General features: G+C 72.5%; 19 protein-coding genes. 11 read left to right on the forward strand and 8 right to left on the reverse strand.

The window, feature by feature from the left end; all coding sequences use genetic code 11:
* The first annotated feature begins 290 nt into the window (after positions 1 to 290).
* Both ADL05_RS22500 and ADL05_RS22505 read left to right on the forward strand, forming a co-directional pair.
* Complete coding sequence (locus ADL05_RS22500; RefSeq protein WP_053618995.1) at positions 291 to 923, forward strand: class I SAM-dependent methyltransferase; 633 nt, start codon at positions 291 to 293, stop codon at positions 921 to 923.
* A 315-nt stretch (positions 924 to 1,238) separates the two neighbouring features.
* Entirely contained in the window at positions 1,239 to 4,877 is a 3,639-nt protein-coding gene (locus ADL05_RS22505) for a transglycosylase domain-containing protein (protein ID WP_053618996.1), read from the forward strand.
* Between the two features lie 281 nt (positions 4,878 to 5,158).
* Here ADL05_RS22505 and ADL05_RS22510 read toward each other — a convergent pair whose 3' ends face one another.
* From ADL05_RS22510 to ADL05_RS22525, 4 genes are all read right to left on the reverse strand, one after another.
* Entirely contained in the window at positions 5,159 to 6,226 is a 1,068-nt protein-coding gene (locus ADL05_RS22510) for a prenyltransferase (RefSeq protein WP_053618997.1), read from the reverse strand.
* Entirely contained in the window at positions 6,226 to 6,891 is a 666-nt protein-coding gene (locus ADL05_RS22515) for a class I SAM-dependent methyltransferase (protein WP_231640872.1), read from the reverse strand. Before ADL05_RS22515 ends, ADL05_RS22510 begins: the two co-directional genes overlap by 1 nt.
* Before the next feature lie 106 nt (positions 6,892 to 6,997).
* A complete protein-coding gene (locus ADL05_RS22520; protein WP_053618999.1) occupies positions 6,998 to 8,350 on the reverse strand; it encodes a glycosyltransferase family 4 protein in 1,353 nt (450 codons plus the stop codon).
* Positions 8,351 to 8,529: 179 nt separating this feature from the next.
* Entirely contained in the window at positions 8,530 to 9,573 is a 1,044-nt protein-coding gene (locus ADL05_RS22525; RefSeq protein ID WP_053619000.1) for an MBL fold metallo-hydrolase, read from the reverse strand.
* Between the two features lie 518 nt (positions 9,574 to 10,091).
* On the opposite strand from ADL05_RS22525, the gene ADL05_RS22530 reads away from it, so the two are divergent.
* Positions 10,092 to 10,718, forward strand: coding sequence for a TetR family transcriptional regulator (locus ADL05_RS22530; protein WP_053619001.1), 627 nt, complete (start codon positions 10,092 to 10,094; stop codon positions 10,716 to 10,718).
* Between the two features lie 34 nt (positions 10,719 to 10,752).
* Here ADL05_RS22530 and ADL05_RS22535 read toward each other — a convergent pair whose 3' ends face one another.
* Both ADL05_RS22535 and nadA read right to left on the reverse strand, forming a co-directional pair.
* Positions 10,753 to 12,198, reverse strand: coding sequence for an RNA polymerase subunit sigma-24 (locus ADL05_RS22535; RefSeq protein WP_053619002.1), 1,446 nt, complete (start codon positions 12,196 to 12,198; stop codon positions 10,753 to 10,755).
* A gap of 163 nt (positions 12,199 to 12,361) precedes the next feature.
* On the reverse strand, positions 12,362 to 13,360 hold the full coding sequence (gene nadA / locus ADL05_RS22540; protein ID WP_053619003.1) for a quinolinate synthase NadA: 999 nt from the start codon (positions 13,358 to 13,360) through the stop codon (positions 12,362 to 12,364).
* Positions 13,361 to 13,495: 135 nt separating this feature from the next.
* Here nadA and ADL05_RS22545 point away from each other — a divergent pair, with 135 nt between their 5' ends.
* From ADL05_RS22545 to ADL05_RS22570, 6 genes are all read left to right on the forward strand, one after another.
* Positions 13,496 to 14,230, forward strand: a complete 735-nt coding sequence (locus ADL05_RS22545) for an NUDIX domain-containing protein (RefSeq protein WP_053619004.1) — start codon at positions 13,496 to 13,498, stop codon at positions 14,228 to 14,230.
* Between the two features lie 548 nt (positions 14,231 to 14,778).
* Positions 14,779 to 15,450 carry an HAD family hydrolase gene (locus tag ADL05_RS22550; RefSeq protein ID WP_231640869.1) on the forward strand — a complete coding sequence of 224 codons (672 nt, stop codon included), beginning with the start codon at positions 14,779 to 14,781 and terminating at the stop codon, positions 15,448 to 15,450.
* 167 nt (positions 15,451 to 15,617) lie between these two features.
* Positions 15,618 to 16,733, forward strand: a complete 1,116-nt coding sequence (locus tag ADL05_RS22555) for an ABC transporter ATP-binding protein (protein WP_053619006.1) — start codon at positions 15,618 to 15,620, stop codon at positions 16,731 to 16,733.
* A complete protein-coding gene (locus ADL05_RS22560) occupies positions 16,730 to 17,533 on the forward strand; it encodes an ABC transporter permease (protein ID WP_082376777.1) in 804 nt (267 codons plus the stop codon). The genes ADL05_RS22555 and ADL05_RS22560 overlap by 4 nt, the downstream gene beginning before the upstream one ends.
* Positions 17,534 to 17,535: 2 nt before the next feature.
* Complete coding sequence (locus ADL05_RS22565) at positions 17,536 to 18,240, forward strand: ABC transporter permease (RefSeq protein WP_053619007.1); 705 nt, start codon at positions 17,536 to 17,538, stop codon at positions 18,238 to 18,240.
* Between the two features lie 53 nt (positions 18,241 to 18,293).
* A complete protein-coding gene (locus ADL05_RS22570) occupies positions 18,294 to 19,199 on the forward strand; it encodes an ABC transporter substrate-binding protein (protein WP_053619008.1) in 906 nt (301 codons plus the stop codon).
* 459 nt (positions 19,200 to 19,658) lie between these two features.
* On the opposite strand, the gene ADL05_RS22575 is transcribed toward ADL05_RS22570, so the two are convergent.
* Entirely contained in the window at positions 19,659 to 20,117 is a 459-nt protein-coding gene (locus ADL05_RS22575; RefSeq protein ID WP_197285900.1) for a flavin reductase family protein, read from the reverse strand.
* A gap of 23 nt (positions 20,118 to 20,140) precedes the next feature.
* A complete protein-coding gene (gene sppA, locus ADL05_RS22580) occupies positions 20,141 to 21,877 on the reverse strand; it encodes a signal peptide peptidase SppA (RefSeq protein ID WP_053619010.1) in 1,737 nt (578 codons plus the stop codon).
* Positions 21,878 to 22,308: 431 nt separating this feature from the next.
* Here sppA and ADL05_RS22585 point away from each other — a divergent pair, with 431 nt between their 5' ends.
* Together ADL05_RS22585 and ADL05_RS22590 are read left to right on the forward strand one after the other, a co-directional pair.
* Positions 22,309 to 22,998, forward strand: a complete 690-nt coding sequence (locus tag ADL05_RS22585; RefSeq protein WP_053619011.1) for a hypothetical protein — start codon at positions 22,309 to 22,311, stop codon at positions 22,996 to 22,998.
* Positions 22,999 to 23,160: 162 nt separating this feature from the next.
* Positions 23,161 to 24,474, forward strand: coding sequence for a pitrilysin family protein (locus ADL05_RS22590; protein WP_053619012.1), 1,314 nt, complete (start codon positions 23,161 to 23,163; stop codon positions 24,472 to 24,474).
* Positions 24,475 to 24,503 lie beyond the last annotated feature (29 nt).

Here is a 24,503-nt window from a genome sequence, read left to right on the forward strand (position 1 = left end):
CTGATGGTACTGCCCTGTGGTGGGGTGGGAGAGTAGGTTGCTGCCACGGTTTTTCGTTGGAGGGGGAGAGGGCTTTCGTGGTCTTCTCCCCCTTTTTTTGTGCCCATGCTTGTGCGTTTGTGAACGCGGGGTGGTGGGTGGGTGTTGCGGGGGCGGGGGTCCCCCCGGTTTCCAGTGTGGGGGTGGTGGGGTGTGGTGTGCCAGGCCCGCACCCGCGCCTGTGGACAACTCAATGCGCCCACGGCAGGGGCGATCGACTACCGAATTCGGTTCGGTGGGAGAATTCGGGCATGACGACAACGATTCCGGTGCATTTTCTCGCCGCCGCGGAAGCCGCGAAGGGCTTCATGCCCACTGACGAAGGCACGGTTCTCTATGAGACCGCGTGCGAGTACGCCCATCTGGGACCGATCGTGGAGATCGGAACGTATTGCGGAAAGTCCACCATCTTCCTGGGGGCCGCCGCGCGTGCGACGGGCGGCAAGGTGCTCACGGTCGACCACCACCGGGGATCGGAGGAGCACCAGGAGGGCTGGGAGTACCACGACACCTCGCTCGTCGACGAGGCGACCGGCAAGTTCGACACGTTGCCGCACTTCCGCCGCACGATCACCGGGGCGGGCCTGGACGACGAGGTGATCGCCGTGGTCGGCCGCTCGTCCGACGTCGCGAGCGTCTGGGGCACCCCGCTCGGCATGCTGTTCATCGACGGCGGACACAGCGAGGAGGCCGCGCAGGCCGACTACGCGGGCTGGAGCCCGCACGTAGCCCCCGGAGGGGCTCTGGTCATCCACGACGTGTTCCCCGACCCGGCGGACGGCGGCCGGCCGCCCTACAACATCTACTGCCGTGCGCTGGAGTCGGGGCTGTTCGAGGAGGTACGCGTGCTGGGGTCCATGCGGGTCCTGCGGCGAGTCGCCTGACGAGGACGGCGTGCGGGTGACGAGCGTCTCCGGGGCGAGGTTCTCGGCACCCGCGCGCGTGATCACGGCCGCCGACGACTCGCGTCGTGCCGGAAACCCGTCAACACCAGCGCCAGGGCAATACACTCTGACGCAGGGTAAGCCTTCGGTAAGAAGCGACGATGTGGTTATGGACTCGGCCTTGTGACGGTTACGGGCGGGTATCGTGGCGACGAGGGCGAAGCGACGTTGGCGAAATCCCCGAAATACCGCTTCGGCCCAGACTCGAACTGAACCGATCCGGGGTACCCGCGCGTCAAACATCAGGACGGCACGGTGCCGGACGTGATTTGCCATGGGGGCGGGGAGCTGAGCGAGAGCACACACGGCGCGGACGGGACGGACGGACAGCGTCCCGAGGAACATACGCCGGAGACCAGAGACACCTCTGCAGAGGCACTGTCCGGACAGAGCACTCCCGAGGGTAGGGCACCCGTCACCGAGGGCGCGAATTCCGCGCCGTCGGACTCCGAGGACTCCGCGGACGACCGGCCCGAGCAGCCGGAACCCGAGTTCATCAGCCCCATCACCTTCAAGACCAGCGGCTCGTTCTTCCGCGAGCGGGTGGCCCGCAGTCTGGCCGAGCAGGGCTTCGACGCGGACGCCGACGGTGACGGCCAGGCCGACACCGGTTCCGGCGCCGACGCGGACCCTGTTTCGGACGCGGGACCGGCTCGGGAGACCAGGGACACCGACGAGGCCGGCGACACCGACGAGCCCGGTGGCGCCCCCTCCGCCGCATCCGGTGACGCGTCGTCCGCATCCGGTGACGCTTCCGGCCGTGACGCCGACACCGAACCCGCGACGGAGCAGATGCCCGTCATCGGGGCGGACACGGTCGACCCGGCCGGACCGACGGACCCGGCCGCTCCGGCCGCACCGGACGCTCCGGGCTCCGACGGGGCTCCGGAGGAGTCGGAGGCGCCCGCGACGACGGACTCCGCCGCCGGCGGAACCGACTGGTTCGCCAAGCCGACGACCGCCGCCGGGCAGACCGGATCGGGATCGTCCGACCCGGAGCCGTCGCCACCGTCCGACGCGGCGGCCGCGGCCGCCGCGTCCCTGCCCCCGACCGCTCCCGTCCCGGCACAGGACGAGACCGAGCCGGTCACCGAGGCCATGAGCCGTCCTGACGAGGGCACGGACACGACGGAGTCCTGGTCCGCGGCGGACTCGGCGGCGCCGACGGGCGGACCCGGCACGTCCGCCACGCCCGCCGAGGGCACGCCGTCGTTCGGGACCGCGCCCGAGGACACGGAGCCCTCGCTGTGGCCGGAGGCCCGACGGCTCTCCGAGCACGCCTCGACGCCGCAGGAGGGCCGGAACCGCACCGAGACGGCCGCGGAGTCCGGCGGCGGGGCCGGGGAAGCCCGGGACGACACGTCCGCCACGGGGCCCGCCTCAGCGGCCGGTGCTGCGGGAACCGGGGGAGCCGCGGGGCTGCCCGGAGTCGTGGGCGCCGCCTCGTACTCCGGTGGCACCGGAGCTCCCGGTGGTCCGCACACACCCGGTGACGCAGGTCCCGGATACGACGCCGCGCACCCCTCCGGTGGCCACGGCGCCTCCGATGGGCGGGGTTCCTCCGCCGACCAGTGGCACTCCGCTGATCAGAGTGCGTCCGGGGCCACCGGAGCGGCGGCCTCCGGTGCCGCCGGTTCCGCGGCGCTGTCCCACGGGCCCGGCGGGCCCACCGGCCCGGGCGGCCCCAAGGGTCCCGGCGGTCCGGGTGGTCCGACGGGGCCGGGCGGCCCCAAGGGCGGCAAGGGCAAGAAGGCCGGCAAGGGCAAGAAGCCGCTGTGGTGGCGGATCCTGCGCGTGTTCCTCATCATCGCGGGCCTGGGCGTCATCGCCGGATGCGCGGCCTTCGCCTACCTCTACGCGACGATCGAGGTCCCCGACGCGGCCCAGGCCGACGCCCTCACCGAGAGTTCGACCTTCTACTACTCCGACGGCGAGACCGCCTTCGCCGAGCGCGGGGACGACCGCGACATCATCTCCTACGACCAGATGACCGAGGGCGAGGGCTACATCGTCGACGCGGTCATCTCCGCCGAGGACCGCGGTTTCTGGACGGAGCCGGGCGTCTCCGTGCGGGGCACCACCCGTGCGGTGTGGTCCACCGTCACCGGCCAGCAGGTGCAGGGCGGGTCCACCGTGACCCAGCAGATGGTCCGCAACTACTACGAGGGCGTCTCCCGCGAACAGACGGTCAGCCGGAAGATCCAAGAGATCATCATCGCCATCAAGATCGACCAGAGCGAGACGAAGGAGTGGGTGATGGAGCAGTACCTCAACACCATCTACTTCGGTCGCCAGGCGTATGGCGTGCAGGCCGCCGCGGAGGCGTACTACCACAAGGACGTGCAGGACCTCAGCCGGGGAGAGGCCGCCTTCCTGGCGGCCGCGATCCAGCAGCCGAGCCACTTCGGAACGGCCGACGTGGAGACCACGCCCGAGATGGAGCAGCGCTGGCAGTACGTCATCGACGGCATGGTCACCACCGGCAGCATCAGCCAGGCCGAGGCCGACGAGATGGAGTTCCCGACCCCGGAGGCCGAGCGCGCCACGCCCGGCATGGACCTGAGCGGGTACCGGGGGTACATGCTCCAGGAGGCCATGAGCGAGCTGGAGCGGCTCGGCTACACCGAGGACATGATCAACCGTCAGGGCTACCGGATCGTCACCACGTTCGACAAGGACATGATGGACGCCGCCTACGACGCGGTCACCGGGATCGTGCCCCAGGAGGACATGCCCGAGGGCATCAACATCGGTCTGAGCACCGTGGACCCGGCGACCGGTGAGGTGCTGGCCTTCTTCGGCGGGCACGACTACAACGACAACCAGTACGACAGCTCGTTCCTCGGTTCGGCGCAGGCCGGTTCGGCGTTCAAGCCCTACGTGCTGGCCACCGCGCTCAAGCAGGGCGTGGGCCTCAACACCACCGTGGACGGGCGGGGTCCGCAGGAGATCAACGGCCAGTCCATCCAGAACGCGGGCAACGCGCCCGGCGGCATCATGACGCTCAGCCAGGCGACCCAGGTCTCCAACAACCTCGGGTACATCGAACTCGCCCAGAGGGTGGGCTTCGAGGAGATCCGCCAGACGGCCTACGACGCGGGTCTGCCACAGGACAGCATCAAGGACAACCAGCTCGTCCCGGTCATGCCGCTGGGCGCGAACAGCGTCCGGCCCATCGACCAGGCGAGCGGGTACGCGACCTTCGCCAACGGCGGCACGCACGTCGAGGCGCACGTGGTCAGGGAGATCGTCAACTCCGAGGGTGAGAACGAGCGCCCGGAGGTGGAGAGCAACCGGGCCTTCTCCGAGGACGTCGCCGCGGACCTCACCTACGCCCTGGAGGGCGTGGCCAACAACGGGACCGGCCGGAACGCGAACCTGTGGGACCCGGACCACCCCACCGCGGGCAAGACGGGAACCGTCAGGGACGAGCAGAACGGCGGCACCGCCGCGGCCTGGTTCGTGGGCTACACGCCGCAGCTCTCGACGTCCGTCGGCGTGTACAGCGACAGCAACAGCGCCTTCACCATCCCGGGGCAGAACATCTCCAGCGTCGGGCTTCCGTCGTCGATCTGGAACGCCTACATGTCGGCGGCGGTGGCGGACCTCGAACCCGCCTCCTTCCCCGGCCCGGCGTTCGTCGGTACGAACGAGAACTGGGCACCGGACGTGTCCACGGAGGCCCCGGACGCACCGGCGGAGGACGACGACGTCACGGACGTACCGGTGGAACCGCAACCCGAGGTCCCGATCGATCCCGAGCCGGAGGTCCCCGAGGATCCGGCGCCGCCGGAGCCGGGTACCGGCGACGGGGGAACCGGGGACCCCGGTACGGGCGAGCCCGGTGACGGCGGGACGATCCTCCCGCCCCCACGTGAGGAAGAGGAGGAGTAGCGCCGAACGGCGCTCTCAGGAGCACCCACCGGAGCCCCCGTCCCGCCCTCAGGCGGGGCGGGGGCTCCGTCGCGCGCCCCGCGCGCCGCGGAGGTCCGCCTACCGGGCGCTCGGAGACACACGAGGACGGAGCCGTCGCGTGCGCGGCGGAGGTTCCGGTGGGCCCGCGGGCTCCCGCCGGGCCGCCCCGTGCCAGAGGACGCCTCGGGCTGCCGGGGGAGCCTTGTCCCGGCGACCCTCAGGGTCGCCTCAGGGCCGCCCGAGGGGCCCTCAGGCCCCCGTCACGGCCGGGGGGCGTCGTCCCAGGTGTGCAGGAACACCCGTGAGCCCTCCGTGGTGCGCGTGAGGGCGTCCACCGCCAGGATCACCGCGGCCGAGGTCCACGTACTCCGCTCGACGGGCCAGCGCACCTGCTCGGCGAACTGGTACCCCGTCCAGTAGACGCCGTCGTCGGCGTCCCGCAGGTGCTGGACGTTCCGCAGGATCCGGACCGCCGTCTCCTGCTCGCCCATGGCCGCCAGGGCCAGCACCAGCTCCGCGGACTCCGCGGCGGTGACCCAGGGCTGGTCGCTCACGCAGCGCACGCCCAGGCCCGCCACCACGAACCGGTCCCAGCGGTCTTGGACGCGCTCCTTGGCGGCCACACCCCGCACGGCCCCGCCCAGGATCGGATAGAACCAGTCCATCGAGAAGCGGGCGCGGTCGGCGAACAGGTCCTCGTGCTCGTTGATGAGCACGGCCAGCGTGTCGGCGGCCTCCGTCCACTCGGGGCGGTCGTGGCCGAGCCGGGCGCCGAGCGCTGCACCGCAGCGCAGTGCGTGGTGCACGCTCGCGCACACCGTGAGCAGGGCGTGGTCCCCCGTGGAGCCGTCCTCGTCGCGTGCCCACAGGATCTCGCCGTGCTCGCCGCGCAGGGCCAGGACGAACTCCAGCCCGCTGTCCACCACGGGCCACATCCGGTCGGCGAAGCCGCTGTCCCCGGTGGTGAGCAGGTGGTGGAACAGGCCGACCGCGGGGTAGGCGGCGTGGTTGGCCTCGCGCAGGCCGGTCACGGCCGTGCCCTGGCGGAACTTGGCGGGCCAGCCGCCGTCCGTGTGCCGGGTGCGCTCCAGCCACCGGTAGGCGCGGCGGGCCGCCTCGGCGTGCGCGGGCACGGCCGTCCCGGTCACGGTCAGGGCCATGGCGCACTCGACGTGGTCCCAAACGTCGGTGTGCCCGCCCGGGAACCACGGGATGGCGCCGTCGGGCTCCTGGCTGCGCACCAGGTAGTCGGCGGACCGGTACAGCTCCTCGGCGCTGAGCAGGCCGGGCAGGCGCAGGGCCTCGGCGGCGGGGGCGGCGGCCCCCATCAGGCGGCGGTACGCGGCTTGCGCACGTACACCACGACGCTCTTGCCGATCACCGGGTTGAGCAGCCGCTCGGCCACACGGGTGGCCTTGGGAGCCTGGAGCATGTCCCACACCAGCATCCGGTGGTAGGCCCGGGCCAGCGGGTGGTCGTCGTTGTCGGTGCCCACCGCGCACTTGATCCACCAGTACGGCGCGTGCAGGGCGTGCGCGTGGTGGTGCGGGCCGATCTCGAACCCGGTGGCCTTGAGCTTGGCCTCCAGTTCGGCGCGCGTGTAGATGCGGATGTGCCCGCCCTCGTTGGTGTGGTACTGCTCCGAGAGGGCCCAGCACAGGCGCTCGGGCAGGAAGCTCGGCACCGTCACCGCCGCGATCCCGCCGGGCTTGAGCACGCGGAACAGCTCCCGCATCGCGGCCGTGTCGTGCGGCAGGTGCTCGAAGATCTCGGCGGCCACGACCCGGTCGAAGCTCGCGTCGTCGAAGGGCATGTCCAGGGCGTCGCCCTTGACGGTCTCGGCGGTCGCGCCCTCGGGGGCCTCGCCCTCGTCGCGCATGGCCGTGAACATGGCGTCGACCTCGGCGAGGTCGCCGACGTTCTGGTCGAAGGCCACGACGTCGGCGCCGCGGCGGTAGATCTCGAAGGCGTGGCGGCCACCGCCGCAGCCCAGGTCGAGCACGCGTCGGCCCGGGCCGACGGGGAACAGGTTGAAGTCGACGGTGATCAGTGGAGGCTCCTCGTGGATGGTGCGGGACGTGCTGCGCGGCCCGCCGGGGTCAGGCGCCGTTCGCGCGGGCCCGCACGGAGGCGGGGCGGGTGTCGCCGTCGGAGGGTCGGCGGCCCGTGACGGCGGCGATGGTGTCGGCGTAGCGCTGGGCGGTGAGTTCGGCGACCGCGCTCCAGGTGAAGCGCTCCTGGACGCGCCGCCAGGCGGCGGCGCCCATGCGCTCGCGCTCCCGGTCGTCGTCCAGGAGGGCGCCGAGCGCGCCGGCCAGCACGTCGGGGTCGCCCGGGGGGACCAGGCGCCCGGCGTCGCCGTCGGTGCCCACGACCTCGGGGAGGGCCCCGGCGTGGCTGGCGACCAGCGGGGTCGCGCAGGCCATCGCCTCCACGGCGGGCAGGGAGAAGCCCTCGTAGAAGGAGGGGACGACCGCCACCTGGGCGGAGGCGATGAGGGTGGCCAGGGCGGTGTCGTCGATGCCGCTGACGAACTCGACGCGGTCGCGCAGGCCCAGTTCGTCCACGAGCCGGTCGGTGGGGCCGCCCGGTTTGGGCCGGCTGACGATGGTCAGGGAGACCTCGCGCTCGGTGGCGAGCTTGGCGGCCGCGCGCAGCAGCGTGCCCACGCCTTTGAGGGGGCTGTCGGCGCTGGCGGTGCACACGATGCGGCCGGGGACGCGCTCGACCTCGGGGCGCGGGTGGAAGTAGCGGGTGTCGACGCCCAGCGGAGTGACCTCCATGGTGGCGGGGTCGACCCCGAACTCGCGGGCGATGTCGTCGGCGGAGGAGCGGGAGGGTACGAGGATCGGGTCGAGCCTGCGGGCGACCCTGGCCTGCATGGACACGAACCCGTACCAGCGGCGCTTGGACAGCTTCTGCAGCCCGCGGGCCTCGGCGAGCTCGATGCGGCGGTCCACGCTGATGGGGTGGTGGATGGTGGTGACCAGCGGCAGGCCGGCGGACCGGATGCCGAGCAGGCCCCAGCCGAGGGTCTGGTTGTCGTGGACGACGTCGAAGTCGGCCAGGCGGCGGCGCAGTTCGCGGTTGGCGCGCAGGGAGAAGGTGAGCGGTTCGGGGAAGCCCGCGGTCCACATGGTGGCGACCTCCAGGACGTCGATCCAGTCGCGCCACTCGCGCAGGGGCGGGGTGGTGAAGGGGTCGGCGTCGTTGTAGAGGTCCAGGGAGGGGACCTTCTCCAGGGCCACGCCCTCGTCCAGGACGGGATAGGGCTGACCGGAGAAGACGGTGACCCGGTGGCCGAGCGCGGCCAGTTCCCGGGAGAGGTGGCGGACGTAGACGCCCTGGCCGCCGCAGTGCTCCTTGCTCCGGTAGGAGAGCAGGGCGACGCGCAGGGGGCGGTCGTCGGCAGGCCGGGGGGTCGGTCCCGTGCTGTGGCCCGACTGGGTCAAGAGTCCACCTCTTCGTTGGGTCGCGGGCCCGGTCGCCGCCGTGCGTCGCGGGAGCGTCGGCGGGGTGGTCGTCACCGCCGGCGCGGGTGCGCGTGTTCGCCGTTGAACAGGCGTGGGCGCCCCATATGTTACTCGGCAGTCACGTCCGGGTCGGCGCCGGGCTGGTTGGTACACGGATCCTATGCGGGGCGCCCGGGCGCGGGAACGGCACCCCAGCGGGGCAGGGGCGCCGTGCCGGAGGCCTCGGCGCCGGTACGGACGGCGCGTCCGCGCACTTCCAGCGTGCGCAGGTGGGCGGCGGTCTCGGAGGCGGCCATGTGGCGTGCCATCAGCCGCATGCCGGTCCAGGAACGGCGCCAGGGCAGGCGGGAGGTGGCCTCCCACAGGGTGGCGGGGCCCTGGTCGAGCAGGGCGGCGATCTGGTCGAGGCGTTCCTCGTGGTGGGCGGTGATCTCGGCCGCGCGGGCTGGGGTGCCGCGGAAGCGGGTCTCGTGTGAGGGAAGGCACAGGAGGCGGTCGGCGCCGGGCAGGCGGCTCACGCGTTCCTGGGCGCGCAGGAAGTCGCCCAGGGGGTCGCCGTCGGGGGAGTGGAGGGGGAACTGCCCCACGTGCGGCGTGATGCGGGGCAGGACGTGGTCGCCGGTGAAGAGGAGGCCGCCGTCGGCCAGGTGCAGGCACAGGTGGCCGGGGGTGTGGCCGGGGGTCCACACCGCGCGCAGGTCGCGGCCGGGCAGGTCGACGGTGGCGCCGTCGTCCAGGGCGAGGTCGGGCACGGCGGGCGGGGCGAGGACGTGGGGGTCGGCGCGGAAGGCGTCGATGTCCTCGGTGGGGAATCCGGCGCGGAGGAGCTGGTCGGCGATGGAGTCGGCGCGTTCCGCCTCGCTCGCCGCGGCCAGGCGGGCGGTGACGGTGATGTCGGCCGGGTGCATGGCGGTCCAGGCGTCGGAGTGCTCGCGCAGCCGTCCGACGAGCCCGGTGTGGTCCGGGTGGAAGTGGGTGAGGACGGCGCCGCGGATCTGGTCCATGGTGTGGCCGGTCTGTTTGACGCCCTCGACCAGGGCGTCCCAGGACTCGTCGTGGTTCCAGCCGGTGTCGACGAGGACGGGGCCCTCGGAACCGGTGAGGAGGTAGACGTAGGTGAAACCGAGGGGGTTGCCGGGGATGGGGATCGGTAGACTCCACACGCCGTCGCCGAGGTCCTCGACCGGGGGAACGTCAGGCATCGGGGGGCGCCCTTTCCACTAGAAACCGAATCTGGTTCGATAGTAGGCGCGCGCTGGTCGCCGACCAGGCGGCGGGGGGTGCGGGAGCGCTCCCGGGAAGGATGGGCGTGGTCGTCCGGCTCCGTCTGAAGCACTCGGCCGGGCGATGGTGGACGGCGGAGGGTGCTGGGGTCGCAGGTCCTCGGTTGAGGGTGGAAGTCCGGCTTCGTGCGGGGCACTCCCGGCCGGGCGATGGTGGGCGACGGGTGGGAAAGTCACCTGATCCCACGCAATTAGAACATATTCTACAAAGCAGTCCGGGGTGACCCGAAACCCTGGGGCGAAGCCTCGTATTGTTACTACTACGTCGGGCGATGAGGCGCGCGTCATGGGTTCCAACCGCTGCGCGAGAGGGAATGCGTTGGATAACGTGTTCTCATCAGGCTGGTGTTCCTCGCGGGGCGTCGGCCGCGGCAGCTGGTGGATCGTCCGGGTCAGGGTTGGCGTTGCCCGGGGCGACGACGAAGGAGAGAGATCCTGTGGCGGTGCACGCATCGAGTGGAGCGATGTCGCGAACCCAGACCCAGCGGCGCAAGCGCATCGTTCAGACGGCTGCCGCACTCGCCGTGCGCGGCGGTGTGGAGGCCATGCAGATGCGTTCGGTCGCCGAGCGCGCGGGGGTCGCCCTGGGCACCCTCTACCGGTACTTCCCCTCCAAGATGGACCTCGTCGTGGCCGTGGTCACCGAGGAACTCGACCTGCTGGAGGGCGGGATCGTCCGGCGTCCGCCCACCGCGGACACTCCTTCCGGCCGTGCCGTCGACGTCTTCCTGCGGGCCACGCGGGGGCTGATGCGGGAGCCCGAACTCGCCGACGCGCTGGTCCGCTCGCTCATCATGGCCGAGGTCAAGATGGAGCTCGACGTGCGGATCTCCGACCTCGTGTGGCGGGTGGCCACCGGGTCCCTGGAGGGCGCTGTGGGACGCGACGACGAGGCCCCGGACGCCGCGGATGTCGACCGCGAGAGCACCGGCTACGTGCTGGTGAGCTCACTGACCAGCGTGTGGATCTTCGAGCTGGTGGAGATCCTCAAGGGCCGCCGCGACGTCGACGAGGTGGAGCGCCGGCTGCACGTCGCCGCCGAACGCCTGCTCGCCTCCTTCTGACACCGGACCCGCCCGGCCGACCGGTTCCGCCGACTCAGCCACCGCCGACGAGGAAGTCCCACAGCCCGGTCAGCAGTCCGCCGCCCGGGTCCTCCTCGGGCAGCCCGTCCTCGTCGGGCTGGTCCACGCTGCCCGCGGGCGGCGCCTCCGAGGGCGACTCGCTGGGGATGCCGGGCGTGGGCGACTCCACCGAACCGCCGCCGCTCGCCTCCTGCCCGGGTGCGTCGGGTTCGTCCCGTTCGGTCGCCGTCGGGTCCGCCTCGCCCCCGGCGGGCGCCTCCTCGGCGGTCTCCTGGGTCGTGACCGTGCCGGGTGCCGGGGTGGTCCGATCGGTGGGGCCGGCCGCCGGCTTGCCGTCCGAGGCCGTGGAGACCGCCTCCACCTCCGTCGACGGGCTCTGCTCGGCGTCGGCCGGGCCGGTGCCGATCACGGCGGTGGGTCCGCCGACCGCGCTGGCCCACGACCACAGGGCGACCGCCACGACGACCGTCGCCACCCCGGAGACGGCGGGGAGCGGCCACCGGCGGCGGGCCGTCCCCTCGCTGTCGTCGCCGGTGCCGTCGGGGCCCGCGAGCCGGGTGAGGGTCTCGGTGCGCACCGGGTGGTCCCGGGTGGTGAGCCGGTCGCCGGGCAGCGCGCGCGGCAGCGGTTCGGCGGCGGGCTCGACGGGCGCTCCGGCCTCCTCCACCACCGGTCTGGTGAGGCGTGAACGGTGCAGCGGGTAGCCGTCGCTGGTCAGCGGGTGCATGCCCGCGGCGATCCGCTCGCGCTCCTCGGCCAGCGCGGGGTCGGTGCAGGTGCGCACGACCAGGGCGCGCAGTGCGGGCGGCGGGCCGGGCGGGCGCAGCAGGGCCAGGGCGGAGGAGACCTGTTGGACCTTGGTGCGCCATCCGGTGGTGGCGGGGTCCTCCTCGCCCAGGGCCAGGGGGCGCTGGTGCGGGTCGATGCCCTCCAGGCCCTCGGCCGCGCGGCGGATCGCCGAGCGGGAGAGTTCGCCGCAGATCTGGTCGTCCAGCCCGAGGACGCGGGCGACGGCGCCGGTGGACAGGGCGTGGCGCAGGTTGAGCTCGACCAGTTCGCGGTGGCTGGCGGGCAGACGGGAGAACATCCGGGCGACCGGTGCCTCGTCGGGCACGGTGGCCAGGCGGGTGTAGGGGCAGGTGTGCGCGAAGCCGCGCCGCTGGCAGGCGGAGCGCGTCAGGGCGTAGAGCCAGGGGCCGCGGTCGGCGGGGTCGGCGCGCTCGCCATCCAGGAGCACGCCCGCGACCAGGGCGTCGTGGACGGCCTCGGCGACCGGATCGCCGCCGGTGTCCTGGGAGGTGTGGCCGCCCTGACCGGCGGCGGGCGCCGCGGCGGTGGCGCGTTCGGGATCGGCGCCGCCGCCCAGCAGTGACCAGGCGTACCGGTACAGCGCGGGTGCGAAGGCGTCGTAGAGCGCCTCGACTTCCGCCGGTTCGTCGGATTCGTTAACTCTGGTCACGTTTCTCCCCCCGCTTCCTTCCGTGAACGTAGCGGGGGGAGGCGTGTCGCGTGGGTGAAATGGCGAGCTGTGGCTTGAAGGTAAGCTTTCTGTAACCCGAAGTCCGCCTGAGCGGCCGCCGGATCCGGCACAGAGCCGGGCTGACCAGGCCGGTCGCCCGCCGCTACTCGCCGCCCCTGGAAGGCGAACCGATCGCGATCATGCGCTCGACCGAGCGCCGGGCGCGCTCGGCGGTGAGCTCGTCGACCGTGATCTCGGTCGTGCCGTGGCGCAGAGCCCCGAGCAGGTTGTCGGCGTTGATCATCTTCATGTAGTGGCACTCGGCGCGCGAGTTGACCGCTTCGAAGGTCGTGGTGGAGTTGGCGTTGCGCAGCTGGTGGAGCATGCCGGTCTCGGTCGCGATGAGGACCTTCGAGGCCGTGGTGTTCTCCGCCGCGGTGAGCATGCCGCCGGTGGACAGGACCTTGACGCGGTCCGCGGGGACCGCGCCGCTGCCCACGAGGTAGAGGGCGGAGGTGGCGCAGCCGCACTCGGGGTGCACGTAGACCTCCGCGTCGGGCTCGGCGGCCACGCGCTCGCGCAGGGTGTGGCCGTCGATGCCGGCGTGCACGTGGCACTCGCCCATCCAGATGTGGATGTTGTCCCGCCCGGTGACCCGCTTGACGTGGGCGCCCAGGAACTGGTCCGGGAGGAAGAGGATCTCGCGGTCCTCGGGGATGGAGCGGATGACGTCGGCGGCGTTGGACGAGGTGCAGCAGATGTCGGTCTCGGCCTTGACCGCCGCCGTGGTGTTGACGTAGGCGACGACGACCGCGCCGGGGTGCTCGGCCTTCCAGGCGCGCACGTCCTCGGCGGTGATGGTGTCGGCCAGCGAGCACCCGGCGTCGGGGTCGGGCAGCAGGATGGTCTTCTCCGGCGCGAGGATCTTCGCGGTTTCGGCCATGAAGTGCACGCCGCAGAAGACAATGGTGCCAGCGTCGACGGTCGCGGCCAGACGGGACAGCGCGAGGGAGTCGCCGGTGTGGTGGGCGACGTCCTGGATTTCCGGGCGCATGTAGTTGTGCGCGAGGATGACGGCGTCGCGCTCGTCTGCCAGGCGGCGGACCTCAGCGGCCCATTCCTGCCTGGTCATGGTGTCCGCAGGAGCGGTGACCGGTGCCATGTCCTACTACTTCCTCGAGGCTGTGGGCACGCCGCACTGGCGCCGTGCCGTGGCTGGTCTGTGCAGTTGAGCGGTTTTCGTCTGTCAGGCACAAACCTACTGAAGAATAACATGGCGGGGAACGGAAGGGACAGGGTGGATATCCCGGAAGCAAACGGACAGGCGGCGGATCCCGTCCGCACCACGACCGGCGGGGCGACGCTGTCCGCCCACGAGGCGCTCGCGGTCGTCCTGCAGATTCGGGACGGTGAGCTGTGCGTTCTGCTGTGGCGCAGGGCCCTGCCCCCGTGTGAGGGGGAGTGGGCGCTGCCCGGCGGACGGCTCGGTCCGGACGAGAGCCTGGGGGCCTCCATCCGCCGCCAACTCGCCCAGAAGGTCGATGTGCGTGATCTGTCTCACCTGGAGCAGTTGGAGACGCGCAGCGACCCCGACCGGCACCCGCTGCGGCGGACGCTGGCCACCGCCTACCTCGGGCTCGCGCCCGCCCACATCGACCCGGTGGTGCCCGCCGACACCGGATGGCACGCCGCCGCCGATCTGCCGCCGATGGCCTTCGACCACGCCTCCATCGTGCGCTCGGGCCGCCAGCGGCTGCGCTCCAAGCTGAGCTACACCAACGTGGGCTTCGCGCTGGCGCCGCCCGAGTTCACGATGTCGGAGCTGTCGGGCTACTACCGCGCGGCACTCGGGCACGACGTGGCGGCCACGAACCTGCGCCGGGTGCTCCTGCGGCGCGGCCAGATCGAGGAGACCGGGCGTTCGGTCCCCTCCGGCCGCTCGGGCGGGCGACCCGCGGCGCTGTTCCGGTTCCGGGTACGCGGGCTGGAGGTCACCGACGCCTTCGCCGTCCTCCGTCCGCCCGAGCGCTAGGGCGCCTTTGAGACGGGGCCTTCGCGGCTTCCGGTGCACGCCCTCGTTCCTCGGGAGTGCACCTCCAGCCACTCCAGGACCCGTCGGCGCCCTAGCCGTGCTTTCTTTGGGCCTCCGCTCGTTCCTCGCTTTGGCCCGGAGGTTCGGGGCGCTTCACGCCGGGTCCTTCGTCGTCGCTACTGCCTGGCTCGTTCCTCGCTGGCGGCAGAGACTCCTCCTGCAGGCACCGGCGCGCCCCTCACGCCCGACCAACCCCCTGGGGCTGGGGCAGGCTGAACGGCCACCTTCAACCCTCTGGGGCCACGGTGAGCGGGACCGCTTTGGGCCGTGGCCGGGCGCTCGGTGGCCCTGGTAAACGGGGCTGTCGCCGCCTTTCAGCCACTCCGGGACCCGTCGGCGCCCTCGCTGTGCTTTCCCCTGCTTTGCCCGATCAACTCCCCGTGGTCCCGTGAGCGGGACCACTGGGCCTTGGCCACCCGGGGGCGGTGAGCGGGACCGCTTAGGGGCGGACGGGGAAAGGGGACGAACAGGGCCTAGACTCTGCGACTGTGGCAATTCGTACTGTGGTGTTCGACGTCGGTGAGACGCTGGTCGACGAGACGCGCATCTTCGCGCGCTGGGCGGACCGCTTCGGCATCCCGCACATGGCGTTCTTCGGCACCATCGGCGGTGTCATCGCCTCCGGCGGGACGCTGACCGACGGCTTCCGCCTGCTCGTGCCCGGATTCGACCTGGCGGTCGAGAGCGAGCGCTGGCGGGCCGAGGACCCCGACGGCGAGCGCGAGCACTTCGGCGAACGCGACCTCTACCCGGACGTGCGCCCCGCGTTCAAGGCCATGCGCGAGGCCGGGCTCTCCCTGGTGATCGCCGGCAACCAGCCCACCGAGGCCGGTCCGGTCCTGGCCGCCATGGAGCTGGGGGTGGACGGCATCGGCATCTCCGACGACTGGGGCGTGGCCAAGCCCGACCCCGCGTTCTTCGACCGCACCCTCGAACTGGCCGAGCGGTCGCGGCCCGGACTCACCGCCGACCAGGTCCTGTATGTCGGCGACCGCGTCGACAACGACGTCCTGCCCGCCGGACGCGCCGGAATGCGCACGGTCCTGCTGCGGCGCGGCCTGTACGGCTACCGCCACGCCGTCGACCCCGGCGCCGCGCGGGCCGACGCCGTCCTGGACGACCTCCACCAGCTGACCTCCTGGATCGCCGAGCGCGCCTGAACCGGACCCGCGCGGGTGCGTGCGAACACCTGTCCGCTTTCTGCGCCGAGCGCGGCGTGTCGACCGTTTGATCCCGCTAAGCGTGGGTAACGTGCGACTCTGGCGGCGCCAGACCGCCCGCGGAGGCGGACGTTCCGCACCCCCTGCCCCGAATGGAGACGACCCCGATGATCACGTTCGAGGGCGCGGCCAAGCACTACCCGGACGGCACGGTCGCCGTCGCCGGACTCGACCTGACCGTCGAGACCGGGCGGACCACGGTATTCGTGGGGCCCTCGGGCAGCGGCAAGACCACCTCCCTGCGGATGATCAACCGCATGGTCGAGCCCACCAGCGGAACCGTGCGCATCGACGGCGACGACATCCGCGGGCAGGACCCGGCGGTCCTGCGGCGCTCCATCGGCTACGTGATCCAGCAGGCCGGACTCTTCCCGCACCGCACCGTCCTGGACAACATCGCCACCGTGCCCCTGCTGCTCGGATGGCGGAGGGGCAGGGCGCGGGCGCGTGCCGCCGAACTCATGGACCTCGTGGGACTGGAGCCCTCCCAGGGGCGCCGCTATCCCCACCAGCTCTCCGGTGGTCAGCAGCAGCGCGTGGGTGTGGCCCGCGCCCTGGCCGCCGACCCGCCCGTCCTGCTCATGGACGAGCCCTTCAGCGCGGTCGACCCGGTCGTGCGCGCCAGCCTCCAGGACGAGCTCCTGCGCCTGCAGAAGGAGCTGCGCAAGACGATCGTCTTCGTCACGCACGACATCGACGAGGCCGTGCGCCTGGGCGACCGCATCGCCGTGTTCCGGCCGGGCGGCGTGCTCGCCCAGTACGACGCCCCCGAACGGCTGCTCGCGGCGCCCGTGGACGACTTCGTGGAGTCCTTCATCGGCTACGACCGCGGCGTGCGCCGGCTGTCCTTCTTCCCCGCGCGGAACCTGACGCTGGACGACGGCGGCGTCTTCGAGGAGGAGGACCGGGTCGAGCGCGCCCGCACGGCGGTGGAGGCGACCGGTGTGCCCTGGGCCCTGGTCGTGGCGCGCGACCGCACGCCTTTGGGATGGGTGAGCGCCCGGCAGCTGGCGGAGGCGCCCACCGGGGTCGTGCTCGGCGGCCTGGACCTGGCGCCCTACGGCCACACCTTCAACGTCGCCACCGACTCCCTGCGCGCCGCCCTGGACGCGGCCGTGCTCTCCCCGGCGGGACGCGCGGTCGGCGTGGACGAGGACGGGTGCGTCGTGGGCTTCGTGTCCCAGGACGACCTCGGCGCCGCGATCTGGTCGGTGTCCGAGTGAACGCGGCGTGGGACTGGGCCGCCGGCGTCCTCGACTGGGCCGTGGCCAACTGGAGCTACCCCGGCGAACCCGACCGCGGCATCCTGCCCCGCCTGCTGGAGCACATGCGCCTGTCCTACGCGCCCATCCTGCTGGGCCTGCTCGTGGCGCTGCCGCTGGGGCTGGCGTGCGCCCGCTGGAAGCGCCTGTACCCGCCGGTCCTGACCGGCGTGAACGTCCTGTACGCGGTGCCCTCCATCGCGCTGTTCTTCCTGATGCTGCCCTACACCGGCTTCAGCGACTGGACGGCGATCGTGCCACTGACCGTGTACACCCTGGTGATCCTGCTGCCCAACGTGGTCGACGGGCTGCGCCAGGTGCCCGAGCACGTGCGCCAGGCGGCCGTGGCCATGGGGTTCGGGCCGCTGCGCCGACTGGTCTTCGTCGAGACGCCCGTGGCGGTGCCGGTGATCATCGCCGGTCTGCGGGTGGCCTCGGTGGCCACCATCAGCATGGTCAGCGTCGCGTCGCTGATCGGGCTGGGCGGACTGGGCCGGCTCATCCTCAGCGAGGGCTTCCGCCGCCAGTTCGACGCGCCCATCGTCGTGGGCATCGTGCTGACGGTGCTGCTGGCCTTCGTCACCGACGCCGTGCTGGTGCTCGCCCAGCGCCTGCTCACGCCGTGGGCCCGCCGTGACGGCGGCGTGGGCGGCGGCCGGGGGATCCGCGCGCGCCGGCGACGGCGCCGCGCCGCTGCGGCGGTGCCCGCCGAGGACGCGGCCGTGGCCGCAGACCTCACGACCACCGCGGGGGAGAGGTAGCCATGGACATCCTGTGCGCGATCGACACGGGCGTGCTGTGCGGCGTCGAACAGTGGTTCACCGACCCCGCCCAGTGGACGGGCCCGGCGGGCATCCCCGTGCGTCTGGCCGAGCACGCGTACTACTCCGTGGTGGCGCTGCTGGTGGCGACCGCGATCGCCGTGCCCCTGGGCCTGCTGACCGGGCACACGGGTGTGGGCGGCTTCCTCACCACGAGCCTGGCCAACTTCGCCCGGGCCCTGCCCACCATCGGCGTGCTCTTCCTCATCGTGCTGCTGGCCGGGATCGGGCTCGTTCCCGTCCTGTGCGCGCTCGTGGCGCTCGCGGTCCCGCCGATCCTGGTCAACACCCACGAGGGCGTGCGAGGCGTCGAGCCGCGGCTCAGGGACGCGGCGCTCGGCATGGGGATGCGCGGCCGCGAGGTCCTGTTCAGGCTGGAGCTGCCCGTGGCCGCGCCGCTGGTCCTCATCGGCATGCGCACCGCGGCCGTACAGGTGGTGGCGACCGCGACCATCGCCGCCTACGTGGGCGTGGGCGGTCTGGGGCGCTACATCGTCGACGGCCAGGCCCGCCAGGACCTGTCGATGATGCTGGGCGGTTCGATCCTCGTGGTGCTGCTGGCCGTGGCCACCACACTCCTGTTCGCCGGGCTGCGCCGCGTGCTGGTGGCGCCCGGACTCCGTGCCGAGGCCGCGTCGGCCCGATAGCCGCGCCGATCCCGGCCCCAGGGCCGCGACGGTCCCGAGAGAGAGGTTTGGACATGCACAAGAGGATCGCCCTCGTCGGGCTCCCCCTGGCACTGGCGCTGAGCGCGTGCGGTGGAAGCGACCCCTACGAGGATGAGGCGTCGCCCGGCGGCGACACCGGCACCGTCGTCATCGGCTCCGCCGACTTCCCCGAGAGCACCCTGCTCGCCCACATCTACGGGCGCGCGATGGAGGCGCAGGGCGTCGACGTCGAGTACCAGCTCAACATCGGCAGCCGCGAGGTCTACTACTCGCAGATCGAGTCGGGCAACCTGTCGGTGTTCCCCGAGTACAACGGGGCGACGCTGGCCTACCTCGACGAGGACGCGCCCACCGGCACGGGTGAGGAGACCAACGCGCTGGTGGAGGAGGCGCTGCCGGAGTCCCTGGAGATCCTGGAATCCTCCAGCGCCGAGAACAAGGACTCGGTGACCGTCACGAGCGAGGTCGCCGAGGAGCACGGCCTGACCAGCCTCGCGGACCTGGCCGACGTCGCCGACGAACTGGTGCTGGGCGGTCCGCCGGAGTTCGAGACCCGCCACCAGGGCGTGGTGGGGCTGGAGGAGGTCTACGGGATCGAGTTCCAGGAGTTCCGCTCGCTGGAGGTCGCGCTGCTGACCCAGGCGCTGCTGGACGGTGACATCCAGGCCGCGAACCTGTTCACGACCGACCCGCAGATCGCCGTGGAGGACTTCGTGGTGCTGGAGGACCCGGAGAACCTCTTCGGGGCGCAGAACATCACGCCGCTGATCCACGCCGACCAGGTCGACGCCACCGCCCGGGAGGCGCTCGACTCGGTCTCGGCCGCCCTGACCACCGAGGCGCTCACCGGGCTCAACGAGCGGGTGGTCGTGGAGAACGAGAACGCCGCCGACGTCGCGCAGGAGTGGCTGGAGGAGGAGGGGCTCGCGCGCCCCTAAGACGGGGCCTTCGCGGCTTCCGGTGCACGCCCTCGTTCCTCGGGAGTGCACCTCCAGCCACTCCAGGACCCGTCGGCGCGCTCGCCGTGCTTTCTTTGGGCCTCCGCTCGTTCCTCGCTTTGGCCCGAGCAACCCCCCTGTGGTCCTGGTGGGCGGGACCGCTCACCTTCACCCCCTGGGGGTCCGGTGAGCGGCCCTGCTCACCTTGATCCTTCGGGCTGGTGGGCCGGGCCCCCGCTCGTGCCCACACCGTCGCCCGCCACCACCCTCAACGGACGCCTCCGGCGCGGTCCTTAACCCGACCAGCCCCCTGAGGTGAGCCGCCTGGGCGGCTCACCTTTGGCCCCCTGTGACCCCGGCGGGCGGGGCCGCTCACCTTCTACCTTTGGGGGTCCGGTGAGCGGTCCCGCGCACCTTTCCCCTTCGGGGCGTGGTGGGCGGGACAGCCCGGGCGGGCGGTCAGCCCACGGAGTGGTAGCGGCCCGACCAGCGGACGAGGGAGGGGCCCGTGCCCCGGACCTCGGGGAATCCCGTGACGTCGGCGAAGAAGACCACGTGGTCGCCCACCTCCACGCGCTGGCGCACCGAGCACTCCAGGGCGGCCAGGGCGTCGTCGAGCACGATCGCGCGGGTGCGCTCGCCCCGGTGGTGCGGCTGGCCGGACACCAGCAGGCGGGCGCTCGGCCGTCCCTCGGCGGAGAAGCGTCCCGCCAGCGCGCGTTGCCCGGCGCCCAGCACGCTCACCGCGAAGGCGCCGACCTCCTCCATCACCTCGGCCATATAGCCGTCGGAGGACACGCTGACCGACACCACGGGCGGGTCCACCGACACCGAGGAGAACGCGCTCACGGTGGCGCCGACGTCGTCACGGCCGTCGGCGACCGTGACCACCGCGACGCCGGTCGCCAGCGTCGCCATCGCGTCCAGGTAGGAGCCGCCGGTCAACGGACCTCCCAGCCGCCCGGCATGGTCAGCGCGCCGGACGCGGGCAGGCCCAGCGCCCGTGCGGCGTGCTCCAGCGGGCCCCAGGCGCTCCACGCCTCCAGGCCGCTCTGCGGCTGCGCCGAGGCCAGGTCCTCGCTCGACTCGTGCGGCCGGAACCGGTCCAGCGGGTGCTGGCGCGGGAACGGGCGCAGCGGCAGCGCGCCGGCGTCCGCCTTCTCCCTGGCCAGGCGCACGGCCGTCTCCAGCCCGCCGAGTTCGTCCACGAGACCGCGCTGGTGGGCGTCCTCACCGGTCCAGACCCGCCCGCGGGCGACCTCGTGCACCTCGTCGCGGGTCATACCGCGCGACCGGGAGACCTTGGAGACGAAGTCCTCGTAGATCTCGTCCAGCAGCGCGTTGACCCGCTCCCACTCGGACTCGGTGAAGGGGCGGTCGGTGTGGAACATCCCGGCGTGCTCTCCGGTGCTCACCGAGTCGGTGGTCACGCCGAACCGCTCCATGAGCGGGCCCAGGACCGGTTTGGCCGTGATGACGCCGATCGAGCCGGTCAGCGTTCCGGGCTGGGCGACGACGGCGTCCGAGCCCAGGGTGACGTAGTAGCCGCCCGAGGCGGCGAAGTCGCCCATCGCGGAGATGACGGGGATGCCCTGCTCGCTGGTCAGCGCGGCCTCGCGGCGGATCGCGTCGGAGGCGGTGGGCGAGCCGCCGCGGCTGTCGACCCGGAACACCACGGCCTTGACCTGCGGGTCGCGGCGCGCGGCGCGGAAGGCCGCGGCGACGGTGTCCGAGCCCATGACGGTGCCGCCGCCCAGCGGCGAGCGCCGGGAGCGGCCCAGGGTGATCGACCCGCTGGCGCTGATCAGCGCGATGTAGCCGGGCCCGCTCCCGATGTGCGGCCGGGGCACGGGCGTGTGCTTGCGGTGGTAGCGCGTGACGAAGCGCAGTTCCGGTTCGGGGGCCTTGGGGTGCCTGTGGCGCACCTGCTGGAGGAGGTCGGCGTAGACCTCGTCGCGGTAGGCGAGCGCGTCCACGAGCCCGGCCTCCACCGCCTCGCCCGCCAGCAGGGGGCCGCTGGAGATCAGGCCGCGGACCCTCTCGTCGGTGAGGTCGCGCGCCCGGGCCACGGCCGCGACGATCTGGTCGCCCAGCGACGTGACGATCCGGTCGCTGGCCTCGCGGTGGGCGTCGGTGAAGCCGGTCTCGGTCACACCGTTGGCGGCGTTCTTGTACTCGTGGCGCGCGCCGACCTCGAAGCCCACGCCGAGCTTGTCCACCGCGCCCTTGACGAAGGTGCTGCGCAGGATCAGACCCGTCAGCCCCAGCACACCGGTGGGTGCCATGACGACCCGGGAGAACGCGCACGCCAGGTAGTAGGGCAGGTTGCCCGCCCCGGCCTCGCCGAAGGAGTCCGCCCAGGCCACGGCGGGCTTGCCGGTGGCGCGGAAGTCGGCGACGGCGTCGCGCAGCTCCTGGACCTTGGCGAACCCGAGCGAGCGCGCGTCCACCCGCACCACGAGGGCGGCCACCCCGGAGTCGCGGGCGCCGCGGCGGATCCCCTCGATGACGTCGAGGTAGTGCTGGCGGCGCCGGTTCATGATCTGACTGAGCGGGTCGGGCGCGGCTTCGTCGGCGACCCCTTCGGTCAGGTCCAGTTCGAGGACGAGCGGCCCCTGGGGGCGCGGCCCGAACCGGGCGAGGGACAAGGGTTCCGTGATCTTCGAGAGGTCGACCATGGGCCCAGAGTAGTAGCCCCTGTCCACAACTCCCCGGACTCGAACCGCACGAGGGGTGCCGCGCCGCCGGTGCCCGTCGGGGGAGGTCCGTGTCGCCGCGGGGCGGCCCCTGGGCGGTGGTGGGTGACGGGAGGGTGGTGTTGCGCCGGAGGTGTCGGTTGGGGGTGGCCCGCTGGTCCGCGGGGCGGTCCCTGGGCGGTGGTGGGTGACGGGAGGGTGGTGTTGCGCCGGAGGTGTCGGTTGAGGGTGGCCCGCTGGTCCGCGGAGCGGTCCCTGGGCGGTGGTGGGTGACGGGAGGGTGGTGTTGCGCCGGAGGTGTCGGTTGAGGGTGGCCCGCTGGTCCGCGGAGCGGCCCCAGGGCGGTGGTGGGTGACGGGAGGGCCTAAGGTCAACTGTGGTTCGAGCACGGGCACGGCTGAGAGGGACGAGGCATGGCTGGCACGACGGACGGGCACGGCCGGGGGCTGCGGCTCCGAGCGCACGGCGCACGCGCTGGTGCGGGGGCGGCGGCGGCCGTCGCGGTGCTGGTGCTGAGCGCCTGTTCGGGCGGTGCGGAGGGCGGCGCCGCCGAACTCGAACGCGGTGAGAGCGGGGTCATGCCCGCCCTGGAGCGCCCCGGCCCCGAGGGCTTCACCAACACCGAGATCGAGGGCGTCACCATCGACGTGCCCGACGACTGGGAGACGCAGAACGAGGGCGGATCTCTGTGCATGTCGCCGCCCGGGCAGCCCGCGTGCGCCTACGGCTCGATCCGCCTCACCCCCCACGCCGCGGAGAACCACCCGCAGGACTGGCCGGGCCGGGACGACGCCTTCCACGACGACGACGGCTGGGCCGCCGACACCGACCAGTGCCGCAGCCTCAACACGGCCGCCTCCGGCGACATCGGAGTCGACTCGGCCGCCATCACCTACCAGGACGTGTTCGAGCACGCCGACGGCCTCAAGTCCAACCACACGCTGTGGGACGTGACGTGCGTCAACGACGACGCGTTCGAGGTGCGCATGTGGTTCCTGCCCATCAGCGACGTCCTGCTGTACGTGTGGTCGGCCGACTCCCAGTACGACGCCGTCTACGACCAGATCGCCGCCTCGATGGACACCACCGGATACCAGGACTGAGCCCGGTCCGGCCCGCGCCGGGGACGTTCGGGGCGAACGGTGTCCGATTGCCCGTTCGGGTGTCCCGATGCTCCGGTGAGGCCGTAGGGTCGTAGGCGTCACACGGCAGTCGGCGGTGACGACGGCAGTTCAGCTACGGCGCGGAATCGGGGTGCAGCACTGGTGACGACCATCGGAGCAGCGGGACGGGTAGGTCAGTACACGCTCGACAACGGATTGCGTCTGGTGACCGCACCGGCCTCCACCGGCCAGGTCGCCTCCGTCAACCTGTGGTACGGCGTGGGCTCCCGCCACGAGGTACCGGGCCGCACCGGGTTCGCGCACCTGTTCGAGCACCTGATGTTCCAGGGCAGCGGCAACGTCGCCAAGGGCGAGCACTTCGAGGAGGTCGAGCGGCTCGGCGGCGACATCAACGCCTCCACCTCGACCGACCGCACGAACTACTACGAGACGGTGCCCGAGCACGCCCTGGACCGCGTCCTGTGGCTGGAGGCCGACCGTCTGGAGACCCTGCGCGACGGGATGACGCAGGAGGTCCTGGACAACCAGCGCGACGTGGTCAAGAACGAGCGCCGCCAGCGCTACGACAACCAGCCCTACGGCACCGCCCTGGAGCGCATCCTGCGCCTGGGCTACCCCGAGGGCCACCCCTACCACCACCCCACGATCGGCTCCATGGCCGACCTGGACGACGCCGACCTGGACTACGTCAAGTCCTTCCACAAGGCCCACTACGGGCCGGACAACTGCGTGCTCACCGTGGTCAGCGACCTGGAGCCCGAGGACGTGCTGGCGCGCGTGGAGAAGTACTTCGGCCACCTTCCGGCCCGCGACTTCGTGCCCGAGGCCCCCGACGCCTCGCTGCCGCAGCCCCTGGGCGGCCCCGTCCGCGACGCCGTCACCGAGACCGTGCCCGCCGCCGGGGTGTTCCTGGGCTACCGCGTGGCCGCCTACGGCGAGCGCGAGTTCGACGTGATGCACCTGGCCTCGGCCGTCCTGGGGCAGGGGCAGGGCAGCCGCCTGTACCGCTCGCTGGTGGTCGACCGCCCCATCGCCGCCGACGACGGCGGCGGCGCGGCCGACATCCTGCCGTTCCGCTACACCGACAGCCTCCTGCTGGTGAACATGCTCGCCCGTGAGGGCGTCAGCGGCGACGTCCTGGAGGAGGCCATGCGCGAGGAGATCGTCAAGCTGGCCGCGGGCATCACCGAGGAGGAGCTCGACCGGGCGCGCGCCGTCCTGGAGCGGGACCACCTGCAGTCCATCTCCAGCCCCTCCGGGCTGGCCGACTCGATCAGCTCCTGCACCCAGCTGTTCGGCGACCCCGAACTCGCCTACACCTGGCCCGAGCGCTGGGCCGACATCACCGCGGAGGAGGTGCGTGCCGCGGCGGAGCGCCTGCTGGTCGACGACAACCTGCTCGTCGTCCGCTTCGACCCCGACACGGCCGGAGCCGACGCCGCACCGGCCTCCTAGGCCGTACCGGCGGGGACCGCAGCGCCCCC

This window comes from Nocardiopsis sp. NRRL B-16309, from assembly GCF_001279585.1.
In the GTDB taxonomy this organism is placed as follows: Bacteria; Actinomycetota; Actinomycetes; order Streptosporangiales; family Streptosporangiaceae; genus Nocardiopsis.

Bases quoted from the DNA above. Each gene is read 5' to 3' on its own strand.
- ADL05_RS22500 (WP_053618995.1), top strand. From the start codon at position 291: ATGACGACAACGATTCCGGTGCATTTTCTCGCCGCCGCGGAAGCCGCG.
- ADL05_RS22510 (WP_053618997.1), bottom strand. From the start codon at position 6,226: ATGGGGGCCGCCGCCCCCGCCGCCGAGGCCCTGCGCCTGCCCGGCCTG.
- ADL05_RS22525 (WP_053619000.1), bottom strand. From the start codon at position 9,573: ATGCCTGACGTTCCCCCGGTCGAGGACCTCGGCGACGGCGTGTGGAGT.
- nadA (WP_053619003.1), bottom strand. From the start codon at position 13,360: ATGGCACCGGTCACCGCTCCTGCGGACACCATGACCAGGCAGGAATGG.
- ADL05_RS22555 (WP_053619006.1), top strand. From the start codon at position 15,618: ATGATCACGTTCGAGGGCGCGGCCAAGCACTACCCGGACGGCACGGTC.
- ADL05_RS22565 (WP_053619007.1), top strand. From the start codon at position 17,536: ATGGACATCCTGTGCGCGATCGACACGGGCGTGCTGTGCGGCGTCGAA.
- ADL05_RS22570 (WP_053619008.1), top strand. From the start codon at position 18,294: ATGCACAAGAGGATCGCCCTCGTCGGGCTCCCCCTGGCACTGGCGCTG.
- ADL05_RS22575 (WP_197285900.1), bottom strand. From the start codon at position 20,117: ATGGCGACGCTGGCGACCGGCGTCGCGGTGGTCACGGTCGCCGACGGC.
- sppA (WP_053619010.1), bottom strand. From the start codon at position 21,877: ATGGTCGACCTCTCGAAGATCACGGAACCCTTGTCCCTCGCCCGGTTC.
- ADL05_RS22585 (WP_053619011.1), top strand. From the start codon at position 22,309: ATGGCTGGCACGACGGACGGGCACGGCCGGGGGCTGCGGCTCCGAGCG.